Source organism: Parendozoicomonas sp. 2304DJ65-17 (genome assembly GCF_058148445.1).
In genome coordinates this window covers 297924-322595 of record NZ_JBYVJV010000002.1, presented here as the reverse complement: position 1 = coordinate 322595, position 24672 = coordinate 297924, and the positions used below count along the sequence as shown (strand labels likewise).

General features: G+C 47.8%; 19 protein-coding genes. 8 read left to right on the top strand and 11 right to left on the bottom strand.

What is annotated here, in order from left to right; translation table 11 throughout:
* The first annotated feature begins 175 nt into the window (after positions 1-175).
* From guaD to ACY2RR_RS06450, 4 genes are read left to right on the top strand one after another with little or no spacing between them, the layout of a single operon-like run.
* Positions 176-1498: a guanine deaminase gene (gene guaD, locus ACY2RR_RS06465; RefSeq protein ID WP_490107322.1), complete on the top strand. Its 1323-nt coding sequence runs from the start codon at positions 176-178 to the stop codon at positions 1496-1498.
* A gap of 4 nt (positions 1499-1502) precedes the next feature.
* A complete protein-coding gene (xdhA, locus tag ACY2RR_RS06460; protein ID WP_490107321.1) occupies positions 1503-3863 on the top strand; it encodes a xanthine dehydrogenase subunit XdhA in 2361 nt (786 codons plus the stop codon).
* Between the two features lie 10 nt (positions 3864-3873).
* Positions 3874-4755, top strand: coding sequence for a xanthine dehydrogenase subunit XdhB (xdhB, locus tag ACY2RR_RS06455; RefSeq protein WP_490107320.1), 882 nt, complete (start codon positions 3874-3876; stop codon positions 4753-4755).
* Entirely contained in the window at positions 4752-5237 is a 486-nt protein-coding gene (locus ACY2RR_RS06450) for a (2Fe-2S)-binding protein (protein WP_490107319.1), read from the top strand. Before xdhB ends, ACY2RR_RS06450 begins: the two co-directional genes overlap by 4 nt.
* Positions 5238-5254: 17 nt before the next feature.
* Here ACY2RR_RS06450 and ACY2RR_RS06445 read toward each other — a convergent pair whose 3' ends face one another.
* A complete protein-coding gene (locus ACY2RR_RS06445) occupies positions 5255-6310 on the bottom strand; it encodes a hypothetical protein (RefSeq protein ID WP_490107318.1) in 1056 nt (351 codons plus the stop codon).
* Between the two features lie 143 nt (positions 6311-6453).
* Entirely contained in the window at positions 6454-7890 is a 1437-nt protein-coding gene (locus ACY2RR_RS06440) for a uracil-xanthine permease family protein (protein WP_490107317.1), read from the bottom strand.
* A gap of 384 nt (positions 7891-8274) precedes the next feature.
* On the opposite strand from ACY2RR_RS06440, the gene ACY2RR_RS06435 reads away from it, so the two are divergent.
* Entirely contained in the window at positions 8275-10476 is a 2202-nt protein-coding gene (locus ACY2RR_RS06435; RefSeq protein WP_490107316.1) for a DUF748 domain-containing protein, read from the top strand.
* Positions 10477-10540: 64 nt separating this feature from the next.
* Positions 10541-11023 (top strand): pilin, encoded by a 483-nt coding sequence (locus ACY2RR_RS06430; protein ID WP_490107315.1) that lies wholly within the window; start codon positions 10541-10543, stop codon positions 11021-11023.
* 77 nt (positions 11024-11100) lie between these two features.
* On the opposite strand, the gene ACY2RR_RS06425 is transcribed toward ACY2RR_RS06430, so the two are convergent.
* The 8 genes from ACY2RR_RS06425 to ACY2RR_RS06390 all read right to left on the bottom strand — a co-directional run bounded on the left by ACY2RR_RS06425 (position 11101) and on the right by ACY2RR_RS06390 (position 20571).
* Positions 11101-13665: a prefoldin domain-containing protein gene (locus ACY2RR_RS06425; RefSeq protein WP_490107314.1), complete on the bottom strand. Its 2565-nt coding sequence runs from the start codon at positions 13663-13665 to the stop codon at positions 11101-11103.
* Between the two features lie 128 nt (positions 13666-13793).
* A complete protein-coding gene (locus ACY2RR_RS06420; RefSeq protein ID WP_490107313.1) occupies positions 13794-14855 on the bottom strand; it encodes a hypothetical protein in 1062 nt (353 codons plus the stop codon).
* Positions 14856-14950: 95 nt separating this feature from the next.
* Positions 14951-16090: an acyl-CoA dehydrogenase family protein gene (locus tag ACY2RR_RS06415; protein WP_490107312.1), complete on the bottom strand. Its 1140-nt coding sequence runs from the start codon at positions 16088-16090 to the stop codon at positions 14951-14953.
* Positions 16091-16231: 141 nt separating this feature from the next.
* A complete protein-coding gene (locus ACY2RR_RS06410) occupies positions 16232-16453 on the bottom strand; it encodes a hypothetical protein (protein ID WP_490107311.1) in 222 nt (73 codons plus the stop codon).
* Positions 16454-16758: 305 nt separating this feature from the next.
* Positions 16759-18159, bottom strand: a complete 1401-nt coding sequence (locus ACY2RR_RS06405; RefSeq protein WP_490107310.1) for a YfcC family protein — start codon at positions 18157-18159, stop codon at positions 16759-16761.
* Between the two features lie 267 nt (positions 18160-18426).
* Positions 18427-18708 carry a hypothetical protein gene (locus ACY2RR_RS06400; protein ID WP_490107309.1) on the bottom strand — a complete coding sequence of 94 codons (282 nt, stop codon included), beginning with the start codon at positions 18706-18708 and terminating at the stop codon, positions 18427-18429.
* 298 nt (positions 18709-19006) lie between these two features.
* Complete coding sequence (locus tag ACY2RR_RS06395; RefSeq protein WP_490107308.1) at positions 19007-19516, bottom strand: FKBP-type peptidyl-prolyl cis-trans isomerase; 510 nt, start codon at positions 19514-19516, stop codon at positions 19007-19009.
* Between the two features lie 71 nt (positions 19517-19587).
* A complete protein-coding gene (locus tag ACY2RR_RS06390) occupies positions 19588-20571 on the bottom strand; it encodes a DUF4062 domain-containing protein (RefSeq protein ID WP_490107307.1) in 984 nt (327 codons plus the stop codon).
* Between the two features lie 110 nt (positions 20572-20681).
* Between ACY2RR_RS06390 and ACY2RR_RS06385 the strand changes: the two genes are divergently transcribed.
* Together ACY2RR_RS06385 and ACY2RR_RS06380 are read left to right on the top strand one after the other, a co-directional pair.
* Entirely contained in the window at positions 20682-22148 is a 1467-nt protein-coding gene (locus tag ACY2RR_RS06385; protein WP_490107306.1) for an alanine/glycine:cation symporter family protein, read from the top strand.
* 232 nt (positions 22149-22380) lie between these two features.
* Positions 22381-23883, top strand: coding sequence for an alanine/glycine:cation symporter family protein (locus ACY2RR_RS06380; protein ID WP_490107305.1), 1503 nt, complete (start codon positions 22381-22383; stop codon positions 23881-23883).
* A gap of 96 nt (positions 23884-23979) precedes the next feature.
* Here the strand turns inward: ACY2RR_RS06380 and ACY2RR_RS06375 are convergent, their stop codons facing one another.
* Positions 23980-24489: a hypothetical protein gene (locus ACY2RR_RS06375; RefSeq protein ID WP_490107304.1), complete on the bottom strand. Its 510-nt coding sequence runs from the start codon at positions 24487-24489 to the stop codon at positions 23980-23982.
* Positions 24490-24672: the final 183 nt, after the last annotated feature.

The window sequence follows — 24672 nt, the reverse complement described above, 5'->3', positions numbered from 1 at the left end:
CATCAGATTGTCGGGCTTCGCGTTGCTCAGCACCGACCTACAACTCATGCGTAGGTCGGTGCTGAACGCAGTGAAGACCGACAACCGCGCAGCGGCATTACCCGACGATCCATTCATTACGTTGCATTACGGGCTAACCAAAACAAGCACAACAACCAGTTCAAGGAGTCTGTTCATGGTTGATGTAACCGGTGAGCTAGTTGCAGTTCGCGGTAACCTGCTGGACTTTGATGGTGTGGTCACCAATCCGGAAGAGATAGCCAAACATGTGCGCTATACCCCGGATGGTCTGATGATAATGGGCAACGGTCGTATTCTCTGGCGGGGAACCTGGGAAGAAGGCCAACAACGGTTAACGCCCAATACCCGGGTTTATGATTATCAGAATCGATTAATCATGCCTGGTTTTATTGATACTCACATTCACTTCCCCCAACTCGAAATTATCGGTTCTTACGGCGAACAGCTGTTGGAATGGCTGAACACCTATACCTTCCCGACCGAAGCCAAATACGCTGATCCTGCTTATGCCCGGGATATGGCCAGTGTTTTCCTGCAAACCCTGCTCGATAACGGCACCACCACCGCACTGGTATTCTGCACTGTGCATCCACAGTCCGCCGACGCGCTGTTTGAAGAAGCCGAGAAGCGCAATATGCGTCTGATCGCCGGTAAGGTGATGATGGACCGAAACGCGCCAGACAACCTGCTGGATACCCCGGAAAGCTGTTACTCCCAAACCAAGGAGCTGATTGAGAAGTGGCATGGCAAAGGTCGCCAGCTTTACTCCCTGCTACCTCGCTTTGCGCCCACTTCCACTCCAGAACAGTTGGAACAGGTGATGCGTCTGCGGGAAGAATATCCTGACGTTTACCTGCAAACCCACCTGGCGGAAAACCTGAATGAATGTGCCTGGGTTAAGGAGCTGTTCCCTGAACGCCGCAGCTATCTGGATGTCTACGACCACTACAAGCTGACTGGCCCGTACAGCACCTTTGCTCACTCCATTTATCTGGATGAGCAGGATTTCCATGTGATGCGGGAAACCAACTCCGGTATCTCCTTCTGCCCAACCTCCAACATGTTCCTTGGAAGCGGTTTATTCCGTCTGCGTAAAGCACAGGAACATAACATTCGCGTTGGTCTGGCAACTGATGTTGGTGCGGGTACCAGCTTCAGCATGCTGCAGACACTTAACGAAGCCTACAAGGTGATGCAGCTGCAGGGTGACCGCCTACCACCGTTTGAAGGTTTCTATATGGCGACGATGGGCAGTGCCCACAGCCTCAATCTGGAAGATCGTTTAGGCAACTTTGACGAAGGTAAAGAGGCCGACTTTATCGTGGTTGAAGAAGCAGCCACACCGCTTGAGAAGATACGAAAGAGCACAACCACAACTCTGGAAGAGCGGTTGTTTGTACTGATGACCTTGGGCGACGATCGCAACATCTTCAAAACCTGGGTAAACGGCAAACCCACCACTCCAGAAAAGTACTAGCGATATGACTGGCGTCATCGCGGTGACACCAGCTTTTTATTACAACGAGCTTGATAACAACAAGTATGAAAGTTCCAGCACATCCGGAGGATGTATGGTTATTGGAAAGTCTGTCAGTCGTGTTGATGCTAAAGCCAAAGTCACTGGTCGCACCCGATTTGCAGCAGATACAACTCTACAGGGTGCACGGGTGGCGCACTACTTGCGCAGCCCAATTGCTCACGGGTTGGTAAAACGCATTGATACCAGCAAGGCGAAAGCTCTGATTGGTGTGGACGCGGTTTTCACCTTTGAGGATGTTCCCGATATACCCTTCGCGACTGCCGGCCATGCCTACAATCTCGACCCAGCAAAGCGAGATAAGGAAGACCGGCTGATTCTGACTAACCATGTTCGCTACCACGGTGATGAAGTTGCCATCGTGGTGGCGGAGAATGACCTGATCGCCAAGCAGGCGCTTTCTCTCATTGATGTGGAATACGAAGAGCTTCCACCGCTGTTGAGTGAGCAGGATGCTCTGGCATCAGATGCTTTTAAGCTTCATCCACAGGGCAATAAAGTGGGCGAACATGAGTGGAGTTCCAAGGATATCGACTCAGCCTTTGCTAATGCTGATATCACTCTGGAATCTTCGGTATCCACTCAAATGGTTCAACACTGCCATATGGAAACCATGGTGGGCTGGGCTTATATGGACGACACTGATCATATTATCATTCACTCCTCCACCCAGATTCCTCATATCTGCCGCCGCATCGTCGCCCAGGCTCTGGATATGCCTATGGGTAGAGTGCGCGTTGTTAAGCCACCTATTGGTGGCGGCTTTGGTAATAAACAGGATGTGGTGATTGAACCGATGCTGGGCTTCCTGGCCAGCAAACTTGGTGGCCTGCCGGTTAAGCTCGAACTGACCCGGGAGGAGTGTCTGGTTGGCACCCGTATACGACACCCGTTCAAAGTTAAAACCAAAGTTGGCGTAGATAAAGACGGCACCCTGAAAGCTCTAGATGTGGATGTTATCTCCAACACTGGCGCTTATGCGTCCCACGGCCACTCGATTGCAACGGCCGCGGGTTCAAAGATGGCACCGATGTACCCCCGGGCTGCCATCCACTATCACGCCAAAACCCACTACTCCAATATTCCTGCCGCAGGTGCCATGCGAGGTTATGGCGCACCACAGGCCAGCTATGGCATTGACTGTGCTATGGAAGAAACCGCCCAGAAGCTGGGCATGGACCCGGTGGATTTCCGCCTGAAGAACGCTGCTATTACCGGTGATATTCACCCTATATCCGGCAAGCAAATTGCCAGTACTGGTTTGGTGGAATGTTTGAGCCGTGGCCGTGAAGAATTTGGCTGGAATGAAAAGCGTGAACAGTTCGCGGAACAGTCTGGCGATGTTCGCAGAGGCATCGGCGTAGCCTGTTTCTCTTATGGCAGTAATACCTGGCCAGTATCTGTTGAAATCTCCGGCTGCCGGATGATTTTAAATCAGGATGGTTCGGTTAATGTGCAGTGCGGCGCATCCGAGATTGGTCAGGGTTCCGATACCATTATTGCCCAGTTAACCGCAGATACTCTCGGCATCAACCTTAAACAGGTTAAGGTGTTGCCATCCGTTGATACCGATTCCACACCTTACGATCCTGGTGCATTTGCTTCCCGCCAGACCCACGTGTTTGCCTATGCCGTGACCAAGGCTGCGGAAGAGTTACGCGCAAAGATTCTCGCTCATGCTGCTGAGATGACCGAACAACCAGAAGCCACTCTGCATATTGATGGCACAGAAGTTACCGGAGAAAACGGCCTTCGTTTATCCCTGCAGGAACTGGCTTACGATGCTTACTATCACAAAGTTCGTGGCGAGCAGCTGGTCTCTGAGGTTTCTCACAAAGTGACCCACAACGCCTACTCCTATGGCTGTACCTTTGTTGAGGTGGAAGTGGATATCCCTATGTGCTCGGTCACCATCAAGCGCATTCTCAATGTTCACGATTCCGGCAAGATTCTCAATCCGCAACTGGCTATGGGACAGGTGCAGGGCGGCGCAGCCATGGGTATTGCCGGCGCCATGAGTGAAGAGCTGCTGATCGATCCAGCCACCGGCAAGGTTCGCAACAACAACCTGCTGGATTACAAAATGCCTACCTGCCCGGATGTGCCAGAGATTGAAGGGATGTTCGTCGAAACCCAGGAACCTAATTCTGCCTGCGGCCATAAGTCTTTGGGTGAACCGCCCATTATCAGCCCTGCTCCCGCCATTCGAAATGCTATCTGGAATGCCACCGGCGTGAAGATTGATCGCTTGCCTATGGGGCCAAAAGAGCTGTTTGTTCACTTCCGGGAAGCCGGGCTGGTTTAGGAGTAAAGAGATGTTTGCCATAGAGAACTACCAGCAGGCTGACTCAATAGAAGATGCCGTTCGTCTGCTTTGCGATAATCCCGATGCCCGCCTGCTCGCTGGCGGCACCGATGTTCTGGTGAAACTGCGGGAAGGTCATGCACAGTTTTCCCAGCTGATTGATATTCATCATCTGGATGAATTGAAAAAGATTGAAGTGCTGGACGATGAAAGTATTGTGCTGGGTGCCGGGATTACATGCTCTGACCTGATTTTCTCTGAAGTTGTTCAGGCCCATATTCCGGTATTGGCACATGCAGCCGATCAGCTTGGCGGCCCACAGGTACGCAACGCCGCGACTCTGGGCGGTAATATCTGTAACGGTGCCCCCAGTGCCGAGAATGCTTCACCTTTGCTGGTGTTGGATGCCCAGGTAAATATTGTTGGGCCGGAAGGAACCCGCACCGTTCCGGTAGAACAGTTCTACCAAGGGCCGGGCAAGGTTGACCTGGAACGCAATGAGATTGTTACCAGCTTTGTGATTCCACCAGAAGGCCATCTCAATACCGGCGGTGAGTTCTGTAAATATGCCATGCGCAAATCCATGGATATAGCCACCATTGGTTGCTCCGTGGTGTGCCGTATGGGTGATGACGATGTGATTGATGATCTGCGTATCGCCTTTACCGTAGCCGCGCCAGTGCCAACTCGTTGTCGTACAGCGGAAGCCATGTTTAAAGGTCAGGTGCCCACCAAAGCCATGCTCAAGGACTTGGCGGCAGTTGTTCATGAAAATCTGAAACCCAGAGATTCCTGGCGGGCCAGCAAAGACTTCCGCAAACATATTATTTCCACTCTGGCAGAACGGGTCACTGCCAGCGCCATTCTTCGTGCCGGAGGTGCCGTACTATGAGTGCCGCAGAAAACACACTGCTGAAAACAGTTGCTTTTAACCTCAACGGTAAAGATGTTGAGCTGCAGGTTGATATCCGAAAGTCACTGCTGGAAACCCTGCGGGACTACGGCATGACTGGTGCCAAAGAAGGTTGTGGTGTTGGCGAATGTGGAGCCTGTACCGTGCTGATTGATGGCACGCCCATTAACAGCTGCCTGACTTTGGGAACCTGGGTAGAAGGTAAATCTGTTCGCACCATTGAAGGTGAAGTTCAGGATGGCGAGCTTTCCACTGTGCAACAGGCTTATGTGGATAGCGGCGCTATTCAATGCGGGTTCTGCACCCCAGGATTGGTGATGCGCACTACAGCTTTTGTTGAAGAGAATGGCGGTAAAGAGTGCAGCCGTGAAGAGATCCGCCACCAGCATGCTGGCAACCTTTGCCGGTGTACTGGTTATGGATCGATTGTTGATGCTGTGGATGCTTGCTTAAGTAAATAGACTTTCTGTCATTGGAATCAAGATAGGGCCGGTGAGGAATATTTCGCTTTCTTTGTCACCGGCTCGCCTTCCTCTAAATCATCTCCTTGCGGACAATTATCAACAACCCTGTCTACCATTTCGTCCAGTTTCTCAAAGACATCTTTTTCAAGGCTGGACTGTTCTTCTATAAATGTTTCCAGTTCAAGCAGGGAGTCTTCCGACGACATAACATCAAATACCCACCCATAAAGAGCAGCCATATCTTCAGCACCATCATCTGAATAACAAAATTCATTGGCACCTACATGGCAACTTTCTAACAAATACTTTCTACAATACTTCCACGCACTTGGGTAAGTTCCCATAAATTCTTTCTCTAACTTATCAAGCCCTTCTTTAATTATTTGAAAGTCGACAGCTGTCTTTAATATTTCGTGATAATGCTCTCGTGCAGGGCATATGCCGTGCTTTTCTACATACTCGTCAATCTCTTTTAAGAGTTCTTCATAAGGCTGAAAATGTCTCCAGTTTGTAGATTTCCAGTCATAATCATACTCTATGGATGCCGCTACAAGATGACTCAAAAATGCTCGGCAATAGGGCGCATTTAAGGCTAACCACCCATTGTCACCTTTCTGTGAAACTCCATCGAAAAGCGCAGTACCAGACTTAGCGAACACTCCCCCATGAGCAATAGCCCAGGCAACACAAGTGTTAAAGCGCGCTGCACCAACCTTTCTTGCCGCACTACTCAGGCATTCCTTAAGGTTAGGCATATTCGTAAACGATATACCGGCCATTTTACCAATCCCCATACACAGCTTGGCAAAATGCTCCGAGCTAATGACTTTATCTATGAGTTTTTGCGTTGTTTGCGGTAATGGTTGAACTTGTACCTTCGCCGGACAGGTGCAAATCTTTTCAGGTTTCACACTGAAAGAAGCATTTTTACCCACTGGAGATTGATCAGAATCTGGTATGAACCGCTTTTCTGTTGGAGCAATACTATTCTCTTTGCTAACACCATTAGTTAGCGGCTGGTGTCTACTCAAAACCTGTGAACTTTGAGTATGTGAAAGGCGCGCATCCATAGCTTACTCTCGTATCAATTGAAAACTGGAATAGCTAGGACAAGCAAAAGGTAGTTTTGGTTTATTAAAATATCAGTTTGTTATTATTACTAACCATAAAAAAAACCCAGCGTGTGCCGGGGTTTTTCCATCAAAACTGTCAATTATGCAGCCTGATTTTCAGGATGATCAGCAGGACTTTCATCCAGTTCATATTTCTTGTTAGGAATAGCCAGGTTAAGAATCATCGCAGTAATACCACCAGTAGTGAAACCGGAGGAGAAGATGCTCTTAATGATAGGTGGCAGGTAATTGAAGATATCTGGCACATAAGACACGCCAAGGCCCAAACCAAATGATGCTGCCAGAATCAGGATTCCCCGCTTGTCAATCTTCTCGGAAGCGATGATACGGATACCACTGGTAGCAATAGTACCGAACATAATAATGGTGGCACCACCAAGTACTGGTTGAGGCAACAGTTTGAACACGCCACCAACGATGGGGAACATACCGATAACAACCAGAATACCTGCCACGTAGTAGCCGATATAACGGGAAGCAACACCAGTCAGCTGAATCACACCATTATTCTGGGAGAAAGTGGTGTTTGGGAAAGTATTAAATACTGCAGCGATGAATGAGTTAACACCATCACCAAGTACACCAGCTTTAATACGGTCAATATAAGCAGGACCTTTCACAGGTTGCTTTGATACGGCACAGGTTGCGGTCATATCACCAATGGATTCAACGGCAGTTACCATATAAACAAAAGCGATAGGAATAAAGGCTTCCAGAGTAAAGCCAAGACCAAACTTGAATGGGGTTGGAATTGCCAAAGCATCTAGCTGAGAAAGCTCACTGAAATCTACGCGTCCCAAAACAATGCAAACAAAATAACCAACAACAATACCGATAAAAATAGATCCCATTCTCAGGAACTTATTTTTAGAGTTATTGAAAATGATAATGGTTGCCATGGTTATAAAGGCTATCATCAGGTTTTCCAGTGAACCAAAACTGCCATCTTTCATGGCACCAAAGCCACCGCCAATACTGGTCATACCCACTTTAATCAGGGTCATACCAATCAAGGTAACCACTGTACCGGTGACAAGTGGAGTGAAGAGCTTGCGAGCTATATGGAAGAAGCGGCTGATGGTCATCTCAATAAATGAACCAGCAATACACACGCCAAAGACAATTCCCAACGCCTGCTCAGGTGTTGCACCACCTTTTATAGCCCCCATACCTGCACCAATAATTGGCCCCAGAAATGAGAAACTGGTGCCCTGAATACTCAGCAAGCCAGAGCCGACTGGACCAAAGCGCTTGGCCTGTATAAATGTGGCTATACCAGAGATAAACAGCGACATACTCACGACATAGCTGGTGTTTTTGATATCTACACCCATCGCACCACAGATAATCAGTGGCGGAGCAATAATACTCAGGAAAATAGAGAGAACGTGTTGCAGGGCGGCGAAGAAAGCGTGGATGGGAGGTGGTCGATCTTCAAGTTCATAGATCAGGTCTGTCGCAAACTGGTTTTCAGTAATTTGCGATTTGCCAATATGCATCTCACTAGACTTCGTCATACTTAGCCCCCAGTGTTTTATGCGCTATAGGCAATAGTTACGGTTGTTCCCGCTAAAAATCATGCAGAAACTGACCAGAAACTATCACTTATAAAGTTTGAAAGCTGTCACCAAACTTGCATTCGACGACTGCAGTTCTTATTAACGGTTTTAAGTAAAGGCTTAACAATTATTTGATTTTCAATTGTTATTTCACAGGGCGCGGTGGCGCTATTTTTTCAATGAAGCGATTGCCTTTTGACATTCAATCTATTTTATTTTTAACAAAAACAATTAAACAACCTATGTAATTTCTATAAATTTTTAATCACATTAAGCCAACATTTATTAATCTGTTGTCGTATTATCATCTTCTTACGAAGTAATGTCAGGATAACTATCAAAATGATGCGCCGATTATTATCAATCCTGAGCAAGGCCCTTCTGGTTTACTGTCTGGCTGGTTTTGTACTGCTGCCAGCGATCGTGCACCTTTCTGCTTACTGGCTGGCTCCACGATATCTGGCTGTTCCTTTCCATACTGGCGCATTCACTTTTAACCCGTTCACTCTTCGTATGGAGTTGCAATCTGTCAAACTTGGTAACGACTACTCTGATCCCGTCGTGGGTTTTAGCAGTTTATCTATTGACCTTTCATGGTCATCACTCACCCGCAAGGCTTTAGTTTTTGACAGCATAGAACTTAAAGAGCCTGTTGCAGATGTTCGGCTTTTTGAAGATGGAAATGTTAATCTCGCAGGGCTTGTGAAAAGTACCGATCAAGGAAAAGAAACCAACACACCTACTTCTGAAAAAGCCGGAGAACCTGTTCATGTATTTATTAATAAGCTATCGGTTTCCGGAGGATCATTCAAACTTACCGACTGGGCTAATACCGCTAAAGATGAGCCTTTCCGCCTGACTCTTTCACCTTTAGCCATACAGGCTCACAACATCTCTTGGCCAGAGCAGAAAGGCACTCTTTCCGTGCAGGTAGTGATTAACGAAAGCGGACATTTATCTTCCGACTCATCAATAAACGGCCCTCAAGTCACTTCCACTCTGGCATTGAAGAACATTCCCCTTGCCGACATTCAGCCTTATCTAACGCCTTATATTTATGGTGTTATTAGTGAAGGCTTTGTATCTGGAGATGTCGACCTTAAATGGAGTACAGATAATCAGTTAGCCGTGAACAGCAATATGTCGATAGATAATCTTAATATAACCGACAGTCGGAGTGGTGCTCTGGTACTTAGCTGGGACAAGCTCGCAGCAAAAGACCTGCAGTTCCTACAGAAAGATAACTGGTTAAGCATTGCTGATCTGCACCTCTCTGCTCCTGCAACCAGAGTGATTTTAGATAGCCAGCTGAATACCAATCTAGCTCAACTGATAAAACCCTCTCAACAACCAGAAAGCCAGCTTGACGAAGCAGCACCGGCTATGGGAATTGCTATTCAAAAGTTTGCTATCGAAAACGGTGCCCTGGATTTTGCAGATAAATCTTTCAAACCCGGCTTTGCCGCACCAATTACTGAGCTGAATGGCGAGATCACAGACTTTAACAGCCTCTCACCACAAAGCACGACAATGACTTTAAAAGGAGAAGTGGACAAATACTCACCAGTACAAATCAACGCCTCTCTGATACCGGATTCACCGCTGAAAAAGACACAGGTAAGACTCTCGTTTAAAGATATTGAGCTGACAACTCTGACCCCATATTCCGGCCGCTTTGCTGGTTACAGAATCCGTAAGGGTCGGATGGATCTTGATCTGGATTATGGCATTCAAAACAGTCAGCTGAATGCCAGTAATAATATCCTTCTTCATGACCTGACCTTAGGTGAAAAGGTTCCCGGCGAAAACACCACCAGCCTACCGCTGAAGCTGGCTATCGCACTGTTAAAAGACAGGGATGGGCGTATAGCGGTAGACCTGCCCATTTCTGGTGATCTGGATAACCCACAATTTGAACTTGGGCCAGTAATCCGCATGGCGGTGGTGAACTTCATTACCAATATTGTGACTGCGCCCTTTAATATGCTGGCATCGCTGGTGTCCGGGGACGCTGAAGACATGTCCGCCTTTACCTTTACTCCGGGAAACAGCGCCCTGACCAGCAAACAAAAATCTACGGTCGGCAACCTTGTTACTGCTCTGCAGGAACGCCCTCAACTGAATCTGGAAATTGAAGCAACGGCCAGCAAAATCAGCGATACGCCTGTTATTGCGCAGCAGCAACTTCAGCAAGAATTGCTGAAACGTTATCAACAATTGCTGGCTGAACAGGGAACAAAACCTGAGGCAAACGAGAGTATCATTATTCCTGAAGACATCAGGTTTGAATTACTTAAGGCTCTGGCCCAGGAGAAGTCTCTTGAATCAAATGGCAAGTCTGTTGCGGAGCTGACCACGTCTCTTGTCGATAACTGGGCAGTATCAGATCAGGCGCTCCGTGCGCTGGCCATTCAAAGGGCCCGAGCAGTAAAAGACGAGTTACTACAGCAGGGGCTGGAAAACAGTCGTATTTACATACTGGGTGTGGAGCTTAAAGCCGAGGCTTTAAAAGAGAATGTTGCCCTGCATCTGGAGGGGAGCTGATAAAAACCAGCAGTTCCTCTGCCCACAGGGCTATTTGCTATAGTTGAACAGGTTAAATTCAGGGATGAATGGGCACCTGATCATGATGATCAAATACAAACTGCAAAGCGGCTTTACTCTACTGGAGCTGATGATAGTTGTCGCTATCATCGGAATCATGGCGGCTATTGCTATTCCTGCATATCAGAATAATGCCAACCGCTCCAAGTTTGCGGAAGTCTTTGCTTTTGCTGAAGATTATCAGACAGAAGCTACAGAGTATTATGCAGTCAATAATACTCCTCCCCCCAACAGAAAAGACACTATAAACTCTACCTACGTTCGGGAAATTGAGTTCTGGATCGATAATGCAGGCAGGGAGCAGATCCACGTTTATCCACAGAATTTTTATGATGGCTGGGCTGCAGGGCAGGCTCTTATATTCACGGGCACATTTGAGAATGGCAACGTGACCTGGGTGTGCTGCCAACACCCTGTGCAAAGCGCAAATATCCCTGAAGATGTTGTACCCCGGGAATGCCGTAACACATGCGCGAACTATGACTGATCAGCGGGCATAAAAAAATGCCCACCGGTCAGGCAAAACCGATGGGCAAAGCGGAATAAGTAAAGTCAGTTGTTGCGTTAAAGCTCTATCGTCACCTCATCACTTCTAAGCGGCTCCGAATCGTTCAGGCTTAAATCCGTTGTATCAACAGCTATCAGATCTTCATCATCTTCCATGGCTGGCAGTTCTTCATGAGTCACATGATCATAATGATAATGGTCATCAACCTGCGCTTCGGCTGCAGCTTTTCTTGGTGATGGAGTAGAGGCAGGGGCTGTTGTATCTACACCATAAATATAATCACTGGCTTGCTTAAGTCCGTTAAATAAATGGTGCTTACCAGTATCGTAGAGTACGTTGGCTCCCACACCACCAACTATTGAACCCATAGTTGGCCCTACAGCATTGGCCACGGCAGCAAACGGTATGCCGATAAGTGGCAGCTGAGCCAACCCGAATGTGTTAAATGAATAAGGGAGCAGGTAATGCCCCAGAGCGCTTCCTGCCATTGTTGGCAGAGTTCTGGCTCCAGCATCTGCCAGATCATAGGCAAAGTCTTTGCCGCTGAGATCCCCCCGGTAGTAGCTATAACCGGAAGACAGTGCCCTGGCGGCAAAACCAGTCACACCACCAGCAACGGTTCCGGCGTAGTGGCCCGCTATACCAGTGTTCTTAAGTACTTCCGGGGTGACGTTAGTGAAATACTGCTGATGTTTCACAACTTCTGGCAAAACCCAGTAGCTCATGGCACCACTCATAAAGCCTAATGTGCCGGTATGTACCGCCCGGTTATAAACCTCTTCGCTGTCTTTTGCTGTGTAATCCCAGGGCAGCACACCTTCGTTATAGTACTTCGCACCTGCATCCAAACCATATTGCAGAGCATAAGCAGAGAAACCAGCGGTTAAACCGGCACCCACAGTTCCAAGCACCGCATTACCTGCATTCACGATTCTGTATCCCTGAGCTTGCTTAGTGGCCTCTGTGGTAATTTCAGCCTGCTGATCTCCAGCAACCTTACTCAAGAATGCGTTATCCGCCGTTTCATTCCCCGTCAGGGCGTCGGATGGAATCCGGTTTGAACCAACCAACTCATCAAGATGCCGCTTGCCACGCTCTTTTAACAAGGCTTTCAGGTTCCGGGCCATCTCGGATTGCTGATAATTTCCTCTACCGAAGAAACTCTTAAACCAGGCTGTCCAGCTGGCGTTATCCAGAGCATCTTGCATCTTCTTAAGATGATCAGGATGAACCAGAGAGTAATCGGGCTTCAGATTAGCGGAGGTATCGGTATGAGCATTAATCAAACTGTCCATTGTTTCTCCAATAGTGCTTCCTTTAACAATCTGATTATTAACTCCCTGAACCTCCATAACCGGAGTCACAAGGTTATTGCTGTTATTAAAGCTTGGTTCAGGGTACTCGCCTTTAAGAGTTGACCAGGATTTCGCCAGCATACGGGTGATATATGCCAGCAGAGTTTCATCGGCATGCATACCTTCCTTCACCTTGAGCATATCCATCTGAAACCCAACATCACGGAGTATCCGCTGAGTATCGGCAGTGGCAATTGCTTTGCTGGTGGCCATAGATGCCAAGCCCGACAGTACCTGATTAGCCGCAACCTGTGAGCCTATCTCCACACCACTGTCGCTGGTCCATTTCACGATATGGCTGGCTTCATAATCAAAATGTTCGCTAACGGCAAAGAACTCAAAGTCAGTAGGAAGTTGCATTTGCTCATACAGGGTTTGAAAGCGCTCTGTCATGGCGTCAATCTCATCCTTCTTCTGCTGCAACCCCTCATGCTCACCGGTACGTACCATCTGAGCGATTGCTTTTTGCATCTCTTTTATATTCTTATCGAGCTCGATCAATTCCCTTTGTATCTCATTCTGACTCTCTATAAACGTGAGAGCTTCCTGCGATGTTTCTGTCATTTCATAGCGCGTATGACTATCAACAAGCACCTCTCCTAAGTGCTCAACGGTTCCATCCTGGAGGCGGCGATAAAGTTTGATATCCATATCACCATTTGCACGCAGGATAATCAGCGAAGCATTGGCCTGCAGAAGCATGTCCCTCACAGCATAATCCTTGCGGATACTGAGAACAGTGAGCAACCAGCGATAAGCTTTGTAGATGTTGTCTTCAAAAACAGGGTTCTGGATACCACCATTCGTTGGCCCCTGCTCAAACTCTTCAAGGGTGACTCGCAATCTGCGTAGTTTCAGCTTGGCGTAAGTCCCCTCGCTGTTGTAAGCCTGAATAGAACCTTCACCATGATCTTCTTCAAACGTCAGAGAGGTTACCCCTTCATCGTCAATAGTTTGTAACAACCCAACTACTTCGGAAGGGGTACCGCCAGGAACATCCAGCACCAGTTGAACGCCCTCAAAGGTATTCATCAAATGACCGGAGCTGAATTTTAATTCTTCAGGAGTTTCATCACGGGCCGTCATTGCCCCCCGATATTTGTTTTCAAGGTTCGACCAATGAGCCTCTTCAGGTGACATTCCTTCTTCAGGAACCGATGATAAGCAAGGGTTTGAAATACCTGCCACTGCCAAAGCCAGTGTACTCACCAGAAAAGTGCTGGCAGCAAAATTATTCCGCTGTGCAACTGTGGTCCGACTCCGCATGATCTTACTCCGCAAGTTTATTCGTCTTTTTTATCGCGGCTAAGTCTTGACCAGAACGCCCGTTCTTCAAGTTAAAAAGTTATTCAGTATGTGTCCGAAAAATAACCAACTAAAAATCAATAAGTTACTTAATCCTTTGAAGTGCTGAGAAAGCTCCGAATTCGGTTGATAATCGTATCGCCCAGTATCCCTCCAGTTACACTTCCCGGCGTAACTATAGATTTGTGCAATTTGGAGCTGCCCAGAGAAAACAGATAACTCCCCCCGCTGATCGCTCCGGACTTCACCAGAATCCAGCTCAAATCCTCGGCACTGATACTCCAGTAATTCAGGCCAAACCGGGTGGTACGAACCGTCGCCCCAACGACGAATGAGGATACCGGCTTCCAGAGCCCGGAGTTATGCACAAGGGTATGAGTTGCTCCAGACATCATGGCAGATACCACACCCGCCTTGATTAAACGGTCAACAGTTTTCCAGGCATCATCAGAATTGATTTCTTCACCGGCTCGGTACTTTTGAAGCAGGCAATACGAGCGATACAGGCTCTCAACCCCCATACCGATGAAAAAGCCCATTACCAGACTGCGATGGATACCATCCGGGAAAAAAGTATGAGGAGGCACAGCAGCAGGTGGCGCGGGGCTATCCCTTTCAACAAGGTCACCATCAGGAAAATCCCAGCCACCTTCAATAGTTTCCGTTACCGCAGAAGCAGGGGAAAAGGTAAAGGTTCCCAGAAATTCATAAGAAGGGTGTAACACCTGAAGTTTGTGGATATCTACAGGTTCAGGAAAGGCATCGACACCCGGAAGAAATATCGGACTTTCCCCTTCACAGACAGAGATGACGCCGTAACACTCATCGTTCATGCCGGTCAGCATGAGTCTGCGGCACTCACCATCTGTCCAGAACTGCCACTGTTCACTGCGCTGTAAAAGAAAACTCCAGGGAGGCCGGTTAAAAATGACCATTTGTTTATGAACATCTGCAGGGAGAAAAGAAGCCTGGGAAGCTTCACTTGAGTCAGACAGGCTGTAACGCCCTTTAACAACAGGAACCCCAATCTGGCAGGAGTAAAACTTAGGGGCCGAGGTCTCAGCATCACACTGCTCTTCCGAGGCTCTTGCCAGACTCAGAGAGAAACAACAAAAGAGTGCGAAATAAAAACGACCAAACCCCACGGACATAGCTCCCAAAGGAAATAAATGGCAGCCATGAAAAGTAGCAGGCTCCGGCTGCAATCGCAGACGGAGCCTGAAGAGACGTTGTAAAAGACTGTTACTTATACAAGTGCGCGGGCAATGATTTCTTTCATTATTTCATTGGTACCGGCATAGATGCGCTGAACCCGTGCATCAGCCCAGGCGCGGGCGATTGGGTATTCCAGCATGTAGCCGTAACCACCGTGCAACTGCAGGCACTCATCCAGAACCTTGCACTGCAGGTCAGTGGTCCAGTACTTGGCCTTGGCAGCTGTTGGAACATCCAACTTGCCCTGAACATGAAGTTCCAGACAGCGATCGATAAAGGTACGGGCAATGCTGATTTCCGTATCCATCTCTGCCAGCTTGAAGCGGGTATTCTGGAACTTGGAGATAGCCTTACCAAACGCCTGACGCTCCTGAACATATTCTTTAGTCCATTCCAGGGCAGCTTCCATATTGGCAACAGCGTTCAGAGCTACAGACAAACGCTCTTGCGGCAGTTCCTGCATCAGATAGATAAAGCCCATGCCTTCGTTACCCAGCAGATTGCTTCTGGGAACACGCACGTCTTCGAAGAACAGTTCGGAAGTATCCTGAGCCTTCATACCAATCTTGTTCAGGTTACGGCCTTTGCTAAATCCGGGAGAACCCGCTTCAACCAGAATCAGGCTGGTGCCTTTAGCGCCTGCGCTAGGATCTGTTTTTGCAACAACAATAACCAGATCAGCCTGCTGGCCATTGGTGATAAAGGTTTTAGAGCCATTAAGAATATAATCATCGCCATCTACGACAGCTGTTGTGCGAACGCCCTGCAGGTCGGAACCAGCGCCTGGTTCGGTCATGGCAATAGCCGTTACCATTTCACCGGTAACCATTTTTGGCAGGTACTTTTGCTTGAGCTCTTCAGAACCATAGTGCTCGATGTAAGGCGCTACGATATCGGAGTGAAGACCAAAACCAATACCACTCAGGCCAAGGCGTGCAACTTCTTCATCAACAATGGCGTTATAACGGAAATCTACACCTACGCCGCCATATTGTTCAGACACAGTCGGGCACAGGAAGCCAAGCTCACCAGCCTTGTTCCAAAGGTCTCTGGCGATCTGGCCTTCTTTTTCCCAGGCTTCATGATGGGGAGCTGCTTCGTCCTCAAGAAAGCGACGAACACTTTCCCGGAACATCTCATGCTCGGATTCGTATACTGTTCTTGGAATCATTACCTGCTCCCCTTTACTCTTTTATTAAAATTGATCTTATTTAAAGTAGTGAACGGAGCTCACTGTGCCAGAGAGAAGGCGTGACTGTCTGTGACCTTTCCCGCCACATAGGCTGGCGTATTAATCCACAGTCTTCAAAAATTAATATTCTTCAAAGTCATCCTGTTCGAGCGGAACACCAGCTAAAGACTTCACCAAACGCATAGCTTGGTCCACTGAGCGAAAGCGATCCAGAAACTCCCCTTCCGGCGTAAGCACTTCAAAGCCAACAGACGACACTGCTCCATCTTTATTGAGTTTTTCTACCCGAAAAATATCGTAGCCCGCCATCCCACCAAAGCGTTGTCGGTTTGTTTCACTCATCTATCTTTCCTCTGATTGCAGACATCCGTTTGAAGCCTGTTCGTTCTCTGAAAATCATACAGGAAAAGTTCTCCACAACACCTGTGGATAACCCTGTGGTTTTCTTCTTAACTTGTGCAAAGAGGTATTGGGAAAACTGAGGCGGGAAAAACTGTTTGTTTTTTGTACAGTATTTTGAACGTGTAAAAAGTCAAACAAACAAGAACATTTTCGTCGTTTATCTACATAAAAAACGGCTTCCGATTGCTCGGAAGCCGTTTTCTAATCTTATGATGCGAGATTAACTTTTCCCGCACAAAAGACTATCAGATCATGGTAGCCACACTCAGCATAACCATAACGAATACAGTCAGAATACCCACCAGAGGCATTACAAACTTCACCCACTTGGCGTAGGAAACGCGGCCAATTGCCAGACCACCCATTACCACACCGGAAGTAGGAGTGATCAGGTTTACGACACCAGATGCAGACTGGTAAGCAGTAACAACCAGGTCACGGCTAACGTTAGCGAAGTCTGCCAGAGGAGCCATAACAGGCATGGACAGAACAGCCAGACCAGAAGTGGAAGGAATGAAGAAGGACAGAACGACCTGGATCCAGTACATCACGTTGATGAATACCATCTCGGACAGACCGGTTACAGCATTTTCACACCAGAACAGAATAGTGTCGGTGATGTTACCAGCGTTCATGATTACCACGATGCCACGGGCAATCGCGATAACGAAAGCTACACCCAGCAGGTCACGGGCGCCATCTACGAAAGTGCCAGTCAGTTCTTCTTCAGACAGGCGACCCAGCAGACCGATAACGATAGAAGCAACCAGGAACAGTGCAGACATTTCTGCCATCCACCAGCCACCGGAAGATACGCCCCAGATCATGATGCCGAAGGTTACTGCGAACAGAACCAGGATCAGCTTACGGGAAGCAGTGAATTCCAAAACTTCAGAACCGTTCTTCAGGAAGAACTCTTCGTTGGATTCTTTCTGGTCAGCAACCAGAGAATCTTTAGGGTTCTTGCGCACTTTCTCCGCATAACGCATAACGTATGCACAGGTAATAGCGAATCCCAGACCAAGAATCGCCAGACGCAGATTCATGCCATCCGTGAAGGAGATGCTGGCTGCGTCAGAAGCAATAACTGTCGCGAATGGGTTAACAGTAGAACCCAGAACACCGATACCTGCGCCCAGCATTACGATGGCAACAGCGGTCAGTGCATCGTAGCCTGCGGCTATAACGACTGGAATAAGCAACATATAAAACGGCAATGTTTCTTCCGCCATACCGTAAGAGGTACCACCGGCAGCAAACAGAGCCATCAGGATGGGGATCATCCACTTTTCACGGCCTTCCAGGGCTTTTGTTACCTGAGCAATACCAGCATCAATCGCGCCAGTCTTGGTAACTACACCCAGAAAGCCACCAATAATCAGTACGAACAGTGCTACATCAATTGCGCCGGCTTCATAGCTGGATGGGTCGTAGAAACCAGCAATGGGAGCCATTACAACATCAAGAAATCCCTGTGGAGTTGATTCAACTACCTGATACGTTCCGGCAACAGGAACTTCCTTACCAAGAGCTTCATTCATCACACGGTCATATTGACCAGCAGGAACGATAAAAGTGAGAGAGGCGACAAAAATAATTATCGCGATTAAGACCGTATAAGCTGAGGGGAATTTAAACTTGCCCATAATTTACTCTGTCCAGTAGATAGGGGGATAGCGCTGGAAGGGCTATTAACAGGCACCCTCTTCCGGTCGCTAATATCAGGCGTGGGCAATCATAAGGATTTCGAATGGGCCATTAATGACGCAGATCATAATTTATGACCATTATGATCATAAAATCAGCGAGACCTAAGAAAATACACCAATTGAATTAGTGTTATTACTTACAGTTTGCGATTTAAATCACTACAAAACCACAACCAAATCATTACAAACTAAAAAGATAAAAATTTATCTGTTCAGTTGAAACATGCTAGCCAGTTGGCGTTTTCTTTCTCTGGAAGGTGGTTCAGGTGGATTAGTCATTGAATAGACTTCAACACTCTTGTCTGAGCAGGGAGCTAGCTTCTGAAGAAGTTTTTTCTGCACACGCTGGTGCAGCTGTTCAACAAGATCTGGATGCCTGGCAAGTGCTTCTGTATTCACAAAAACATATCCTGCCTGACAAATCATTGCCGGAGCATGGGGAGACTGAGCCAGAGATATCATCGTTTGAAGGTCAACAGGTTTCATTATTATCTCCTTCTCTCAGTAGAAGATGCTTTCAGCCTGCCGCACTCAGCATAACAACCTCATTGTGAATCCCTTCCCAAACACCGAGCCACAGCATTGCATACTCGACTTTAATCCGCACAAAAAACTGCGGAAAACACCTACATCTTAACCGCCCTTTCCAGATTTGGAAAACCACTAAATGATAACCTTTACCTGACTATTACAAAAAATCAGATTATTTATCTCTTATAAGCATTTTTTAATAAAAAAAGCCGGCGCATGATGGCCGGCTTTTTATAAGTCTCTTTGAGCACAATCAGTGATTGCAGCTCGGTCCGTGAACATGGCCATGCTCAAGTTCATCTTTTGTCGCATCCCGCACATCAACAACTTCAACATCAAAGTGCAGATCCATACCAGCCAGCTCATGGTTGGCATTGATAATGACATCATTACCTTCAATAGCCATTACAGTGACAATGCGCGGTCCAACGGCAGTATCCGCATGGAACTGCTGACCAACGGTGACTTCGTGGTCACCGAACTGTTCACGGGGAACTGGCTGTACCAAGCTCTCATCAAACTCACCGTAGCCTTCGGCAGCTTCAACAAAGACGGACAGCTTGTCGCCAACACTCTTACCGGCCAGAACTTCTTCCAGACCAGCAACAATGCTTCCAAGACCATGAATATAAGCCAGTGGCTCATGACCTTCGGAGCTATCAACAACTTCCCCTTCTTCATCTTTCAGGGTGTAGTGAATCAGGACAACTTTGTTATCCACAACTTTCTTTTCAAGTGCGCTTGGATCAGCAACGACAGTCATGAAAGGGAATTTCCAAAAATAGAGTGAGCCACCAGAATAACAGCCTACGCAGTGATAAGCATGGAAAATAATCAGTCCGCCAGATTCTCGCTCAGAGAAGACAGTCGCTTGCCTGCCGGGGTGATTACCCATACCTGTGAATGCCTGGTTGAAGCATGTGTATCTTTGCGAATCAAGCCTGAGCGCCTGAGTTTCAGGCGAATTTTGCGCATAGATGTTTCGGTGAAAGCAAAATCAGCCGCAGCATGAGCCTGAGTATAGTTTGCCAGTGTGCTCTTGGAGAAGTGCTCTTCAAGAAATTCTGACAGCTCCCGCATAATGCGATCTTCACTGGCTTTGGGTGAAATCTGTGACAGGAAAGCTTCGCACACATCAGCCCATGTGAGAGGCAAATTCTGCTCCACAACCTGACAGTTACCACCAATATAGATGTGGCAACGGAACGAGAATAACTCCTGAGTATAGAGCCAGCCATCCAGATCCATATCAACAGCAATTTCGTCTTCCTGTTTCACCTCTGGTTGAACAGTTGGCACTGGTGTTTCCGGTGCTTTTTCTTCAAAAACAGGAACTGCAGGGACAGAACCTGCCCGAACCCAGCCAGGAGCAGGGTGACTATTAATAAAGGAAGGCCAGGTAGATTTCAGCAATGATGGGATATCTTTTCGTTCAGACCAGACCATCGAAGCACGGCCCTCAAATTGAGAACGGAAAGATTGAAGCCGGGCCAAAACCTCATCCTGAACAGAGGTATCCAGCTTTTCTTCTGCCAACAACCCGGAAAACACCGGAACACGGCGTATAACGGCATGGTTCAGCTCTCGGTGTTGCCAGCTGACACCCGAAGGAGGACGGGCAATATAAGTGTGGCCACTGAGCATCATCAGATAGTCACAGCCGTCGATAAGACTCTTGCGCTCATCCCATCCCAAACGACGTTCAGGCCAGACAGGGACAATCCCCAGCTTCAGCAAAGCGGGTAACAAAGTCTCGACTCGGGGCTCACCTGGAGCAGGAGCCACACTGATATAAACGCGATATAACCTGTCTGTCACCATCAAATCCTGTAGGCAGGCTTATAATTGTGAAATGGATTATAACGAATTTCTCTAAAAGAGAACCGGTTAGAACATAAAAAAGGCCGGCTTAACGCAGGAAAAACCTGATGAATGCTGATGCGATTTCAACTGTTAATGCAGCAATGTGGGATTACGGACTGGTGTATTTCCTACTGGGGGCCAGTATCTGGTTTACTTTACGCAGCCGGTTTATCCAGTTTCGCCTGTTGCCTCTGGCTACCCGGCTTCTGCTTCACTCCCGAGCAACAAAACAGGACCAAAGCAAAGGAATATCTACATTTCAGGCTCTGTGCACCAGCCTGGCCTCCCATGTAGGAACCAGTAACCTTGCCGGTGTTGCTATTGCTATCAGCCTTGGTGGACCCGGCGCTATTTTCTGGATGTGGGTAATGGCGCTTCTGGGAATGGCAACGGCATTTGTCGAAAACACCATGGCCCAGATTTACAAAACCAAAAATCCGGATGGTTCATTTCGGGGTGGGCCTGCCTACTACATAGAAAAAGCTTTGGGGCAGCGCTGGCTGGGTATCCTTTTCTCGCTAAGCCTGATCAGCGCCTTTGGCTTCTCGTTTAATGCTGTGCAGGCCAACTCTGTAGCCGCAGCTATGGAGGATGCATTCCATATTCCTCAGGAAGCAATCGCTATTATTCTGGTTGTTTTCTCTGCCTTGATTATTTACAGAGGCATACAGGGTATTGCTTCTTTCGCTGAGAAGTTTGTGCCCTTTATGGCTCTAGCTTATATTTCCATTGCCTTAACGGTCACAGTGATGGAAATTGATCAGCTACCAGCCATTCTCAACCTGATATTTCGCAGTGCTTTTGGTCTTGATCATGCTGTGGCCGGCGGAACAGGTTATCTGGTTTCACAAGCTATTGCTCATGGTATTCGCCGGGGACTGTTTTCCAACGAAGCGGGAATGGGTAGCGGGCCAAATCTTCATGCCATAGCAACACCTTATCCAGATCATCCGGTAACTCAGGGTCTGGTGTCCATGTTCAGTGTGTTCTTTGACACCATCATAATCTGTTCATCCACAGCAGCCATTATCCTTCTCTCCGGCGTGCCTTATGGTCAGGAAGGTGAAACCGGCATCGTTCTTACCCAGTCAGCGGTTCATGCCACCATGGGAAGCTTCGGTAAGCCGTTTATTGCACTGACAACGCTTTTGTTTGGATTTACGTCCATTGTCGCCAATACCTACTATGGTGAGTCCAGTTTGCGTTTTATTCACAACCGGGATCAGTGGGTTTCCATTTATCGTCTTCTGGTTTTGGTTATGGTGTTCTGGGGAGCAGTAGGAAGCCTTCCTCTGGTATGGGCTTTAGCCGATGTCACCATGGGCTTTATGACTTTGGTTAATCTCACCGCCATTCTTATCCTTTCCAAGCAGGCATTCCTGCTTCTGGAAGATTTTGAACACCAGTACCGGTCCGGAAAAAATCCAGTCTTTGACCGGAAAAACTTTCCAAAGCTTGACAGTACAATGGATAAAAACGTGTGGCATGAAAAGAAGGCAGAAGATCCCTCCAAACAGAGGCAATTTTTGTAGAAAAACACCAATTTTTATGTGATTTTCAGAGTAATAGACAACACAAACCAACTAGAGGAAATCGCCAACTCACACCTCGGCCATACCACCAACAAAGCAGTATAAGTGGCAATACTGTTACGGATTTCTATAATCCTTGTCACGGCGATTCACTAATATTCATATTTCATCCTGCCAGTACTATCGCCGTGACTCTCATTTACCAATCCCCCAAACTACAAAGAGTAACTGCATGAGTGAAGTTATTTCCGCCATCAATGGCGTGATCTGGGGAAATATCCTCATCTACCTGCTAATCGGTGCTGGCCTTTATTTCACCCTCGCCAGCCGTTTTGTCCAATTCCGTCGTTTTGGTTTTTCTGTCAAGACCATGCTGGGCAGTCGGGCAACCAGTGAAGATCACCACATATCCTCTTTTCAGGCGTTTTGTACCAGTCTTGCGGCTCGTGTGGGTACAGGCAACCTGGCCGGTGTTGCTGTTGCAATTTATACCGGTGGGCCTGGCGCAGTGTTCTGGATGTGGCTGATCGCCCTGCTGGGTATGTCTACCAGTTTTGTTGAAAACACTCTGGCGCAGATTTACAAATCCAGTAACCACGATGGAACTTATCGTGGTGGCCCTGCGTATTACATTCAGAAAGCTCTTGGCCTGCGCTGGCTGGGTATTGCCTTTTCTGTTTCCCTGATCATCGCATTCGGCTTCGCATTCAACAGCGTGCAGTCCAACTCCATTGCTGCTGCCATGACCACCTATAACCTGCCACCTCTGGGTGTTGGTATTGCTCTGGCTGCTGCTTCCGGGATTATCATCTTCGGCGGTATTCGTGCGATTTCCCGCTTTGCTGAAATGGTTGTGCCATTTATGGCATTACTGTATCTCGCAGTAGCTCTGGTCGTTGTGATAATGAATATTGGCGAACTACCTGCCGTATTCACAGTCATCGTAAAAAGTGCTCTGGGCCTGGAAACTGCTGTTGGCGGTGGTGCCGGCTATCTGGTGAGCCAAGCTATCCGTCAAGGTGTTACCCGTGGTCTGTTCTCCAACGAAGCGGGTATGGGTAGCGGCCCGAATGCTGCCGCAACTGCAACACCAATCCCTCATCACCCTGCCACTCAGGGGCTGCTGGGAATGTTTGGTGTTTTTGTAGATACCATCGTTATCTGTACTGCCACAGCAGCAATCATTTTGATTTCCGGCCAGATGGAACCTGGTAGCGGTGTAACCGGTATTAACCTGACTCAGGCGGCATTGGCCAGCCAGATTGGCTCAGCAGGAAAGCACTTTATTGCTGTCGCCATTTTGATGTTTGCCTTCACATCCTTGATTGCCAACTATTACTACGGTGAATCCAACCTGCGTTTTATCTGCAACAAGAAACCCGTCATCATGACTTATCGTGTTCTGGTTCTGGGCATGGTTGTATGGGGCGCGGTCGGTGAACTGCCTCTGGTGTGGTCTTTCGCAGATATGTCTATGGGCATCATGGCACTGATTAACCTTGGCGTTATTCTTGTGCTGGCTCGCCATGTATTCCCGGTTCTCAAAGATTTTGATGAGCAGCTGGATGCCGGTAAGGAACCAGAGTTCAACCGCAAGAAATTCCCGTTCCTGGATACGACTATGGACAAAGATGTCTGGGATGCCGAGGAAGAAGAACTGTGTCGTGCAATGGATCAGGGATACAACTGCATCTGCAGCAACTGTAACCCTTTACCAAATCACCAGGCGCTATAAACGACAGATAACAGTTCTACAAATGGAAAGGGCCAGCCTCCCTTGGGAGTGACCGGCCCTTGCCAACGACGAACTGCTTGTATTGCTTTGTCGCTATCAGGGTTTCATCCTGATAGTGATAGAGCTGTCTTTAAAACTCAGCCCCTGAATCTGCACGGAACCAAAGGAAGGTCCGTTACTGCTTGCTCCAAGAGGCCTCAAATTACCAAGGCTGACATTTTCAATGTACTCAGGAAGATTAATCGTTATTGATCCATCTGCCAGATTGATTTCCAGAGGACTTACGCCTTCCGCATAACGCACTCCGCTGACCGAAGTATCCGCATCAATAAGTCCCAACACCGGGAAAGCTGACTGTACAACCTGGGTTAGCCCATTAAGGCTGGCATTCTGTGCCTGAATCTCTTTCTGATCATCATCAACACCCTGACCAGATATTGCCGCCATCTGTATATCATCCAGTGGTCTCAGCTCTGCATTCGCAGACCCAATGGCCAGTGCAAAAGCACTTATCAGGAGAAACGTCAGGGGAAATAACTTCCGGCGATCAAGACTACGATGAAGAGCCTGCGTCAGGATTCCGGCACTACTTCTTCCGGTTTTCATAACTGCTACATCCTGTACTATCCACTTCTGTCGCTTTTACCCTTTAAATCAATGCAATACGCCAATTTTCAGGATGAAAACGGCCGGATCTTCCCTGTCCGACCTTCCCACTATAGTTAGCTTCCGGAGCCTCTGCCGGGAGATTCAGTCGGTTTGACGGTTTTTGCCCTCTCGGGTACTGTT